Origin of the sequence: Streptomyces sp. MK37H (assembly GCF_018035285.1) — a bacterium.
In the GTDB taxonomy this organism is placed as follows: domain Bacteria; phylum Actinomycetota; class Actinomycetes; order Streptomycetales; family Streptomycetaceae; genus Streptomyces; species Streptomyces endocoffeicus.
The window spans coordinates 1-2,562 of record NZ_JAAAYH010000726.1 but is presented as its reverse complement, the minus strand read 5'-3'; the positions used below and the strand labels follow the sequence as shown (position 1 = coordinate 2,562).

Here is a 2,562-nt window from a genome sequence, read left to right as displayed (position 1 = left end):
CCGCGGCAGCACCCGCTGCCCGGCGAACCAGGGGTGGTCGTCGGGGTGGCACACCAGCACCGGCGTACGCGTTGTGGGCCGCAACACACCGGCCTCGGTGACTCGTCGGCCGACCAGCGAATTGACCAGGGTGGACTTGCCCGCTCCCGTCGATCCCCCGATTACCGCCAGCAGGGGCGCTTCGGGGGCGCGCAACCGGGGCACGAGGTAGTCGTCCAGTTGAGCGAGCAGCTCGGCACGGCTACGGCGAGCGCGGTCGGCGCCGGGAAGGGGGAGCGGAAACCGAGCGGCGTCGACACAGTCACGCAGTGAGGTCAGCGCGTCGAGCAGCCGGGGCCGTACATCCAAGATCGCCACATGGTGAAGAATGCCCGCTTTTGGTGTCTTTTTGAAGCGTATGCTCACTCGTGCGCGTCAAAGAGACCCACCCGGATCACCCCAAAAGGAGCACGAGGCAGACGTGACGACAGGGGCGGGGGCATAACGAGTACACAACACCCGTTCCCTGAGGCGTGAAAAACGATGCAAGTTTCGGACCTGCCTGCGATTATCAGACCGCTTCACCGAACCTCCACAACGTGCCACGGAGGTGAAGCAACCGGGGCGAGGTGCAAGGAGCCCTATCCTTGTCCCGGCAAGGTCACGGTCCGTCGAGCCCGGCCACCCGCACCACGGCCGCCCCGCCGGCCCCGCAGGCACCGGGGGCTCACCCGCTCCATGACCACCACCGGCCCCCGTAGCTCAGTGGATAGAGCAGGCGCCTTCTAAGCGCTTGGCCGCAGGTTCGAGTCCTGCCGGGGGCGCACACAACCACCTCACCTGCGGAAACGCCGGTGAGGCTCTGCTGTGTCCGGAAGCACACCGGTCATGAGTCAAGCGCTTTGACCGCCCACGACCCAAGATCCGCGGAGAGCCCGGACATGTTCCTCCGCCCGAGCAGCGGGGTGGCGCTCACCCAGCCACCGCGCGCGGGACAGCGTTCGCAAGAGTGCATCTCGAGGGATCGATTGTTGGGGGTGATGCCCGTGTGCCATTGTCGGGCACGTGAGCTGAGGACCTGCGCTACGAACGTGACCTGAAACGGTCACAGACCCGTACTTCCGGGGCATCGACACCGACAGGGGCCTGCCCCCGGGAATGAGTCTCCCGCTCTGGAGCCGTTGATTCGAGCCGGAGACGTTCGGTTGGCCGAGTTCTTCAGCGTGTTCAGTAGCGATCGTCAAGCGCGGCATCTCCGGGTCAGCCGGCTGTCTGCGAGAGTCCGGCGAGTACGACGTCGATGGCGCGGTCCAGTGTTTCCGGGCGCGTCTGCATCGTCGCTGACGCCTGCGCAAGCCCCCGGATGAGGAGGTAGACCTCCTCGACGGTGATCGAGGGCCGGACCGCGTCGGCATCCTGCGCCCCCCGCAGGATGTCACTGACGACGGCTTTCAACCGGTCCGATGCGGCGGCTACGTTGCCCGGAACGTGCTGGCCGCCCGTCAGGGTCGAGGCGAGGGTCAGCTTCGTGGCGCCGGTTTCGATCATCGTCCGCACTAGGGTACGGAAGGCAGTGGCTGGGTCCGTGTCGGTGGCGAGTGCGCCAGCGCGTTGGATGAGTTGGTCGAAATGTCGCAGCAGTGCTGCCTCGATCAGCTTCTCCTTGGTCGGAAAGTGGCGAAAGACTGTGGCGATGCCGACACCGGCTCGTCTGGCCACCTCTTCGGTCGACCCAGCGGCTCCCCGTGTACCGAAGACCGCCTCGGCCTCGGTCAGGATCCGTTCCCGGTTCTCCCTCGCGTCCTGTCGCATACCCGCATCCTCCCCACTGGCGCTCGACACGGACTTTAGCCGGAGTCTGGACTCCGCTATCCTTACCGAAGTCCAGGCTCCGGTTATTTCTGGGGGAACATGCCAAGTCCATCCGCACCGGCCGATGTCGTCCGCGCCGTCGCCGCCGGAGTCAGCCTCCTCATCACCGGCAGCCTCACGGAGCAGGAGAGGCAGGCGCACCTCGACCACCTCGCCGGCCTGTACGCCGAGCACACCGACGTCCGGCACCCGCTCGCGCCCACCGGCGACATACCGCTGCGCACGCGTGCCGAAATACGGCGCCACTTCGCAGGCATAACAGTCCAGACACACGCAGTCGACCGGTTCGAGCCCGTTGGTCAGGTCCACGAAACCGCCGATCCCGAGGTGGTCGTCTTCGAGTTCAGCTATGCCGGTGCGGTGCACGGCAGCCCCTTCGCGCTGCCGTGCATCTTTGTGACACGTGTACGCGACGGCGTCATCGTCGAATCGCGCGACTACGCGGATCATGTGGGCATGGCCCGTGCTTTCGGGCGGCTCAACGAATTGGCAACCGCATTGGCAGCCGATTCCCGATGAGATCTGCCATCGGCGCATCTCGTCTTGACCGGACCGTCCTGCCGGGCGGCGTATGTTCGCGGTGTCCGCGGCAAGCCGCTTGCGAGTAGTTAGTACAACCAACGGGGGTCAGTCCTCGCGGCCCTCGGTGTCGCCGCCCGTTTCGGGGCCCGGCCCGCCGCCGGTGCGGTCGTCCTTGGTACCGAGGTCCAC

3 protein-coding genes and 1 tRNA gene are annotated in these 2,562 nt (G+C 66.5%); 2 read left to right on the top strand and 2 right to left on the bottom strand.

Annotation, left to right across the window (positions count from 1 at the left end; genetic code table 11):
• Positions 1–357: GTPase domain-containing protein (locus GWI24_RS43260; protein ID WP_210951493.1), on the bottom strand; the 357-nt coding region annotated here is incomplete at its 3' end.
• A 373-nt stretch (positions 358–730) separates the two neighbouring features.
• Between GWI24_RS43260 and GWI24_RS43255 the strand changes: the two genes are divergently transcribed.
• Positions 731–803, top strand: a tRNA-Arg gene (locus GWI24_RS43255).
• Positions 804–1,239: 436 nt separating this feature from the next.
• Here the strand turns inward: GWI24_RS43255 and GWI24_RS43250 are convergent.
• Positions 1,240–1,791 (bottom strand): TetR/AcrR family transcriptional regulator, encoded by a 552-nt coding sequence (locus GWI24_RS43250; protein ID WP_210951492.1) that lies wholly within the window; start codon positions 1,789–1,791, stop codon positions 1,240–1,242.
• Positions 1,792–1,890: 99 nt separating this feature from the next.
• Here GWI24_RS43250 and GWI24_RS43245 point away from each other — a divergent pair, with 99 nt between their 5' ends.
• A complete protein-coding gene (locus GWI24_RS43245) occupies positions 1,891–2,370 on the top strand; it encodes a nuclear transport factor 2 family protein (protein WP_210951491.1) in 480 nt (159 codons plus the stop codon).
• Positions 2,371–2,562: the final 192 nt, after the last annotated feature.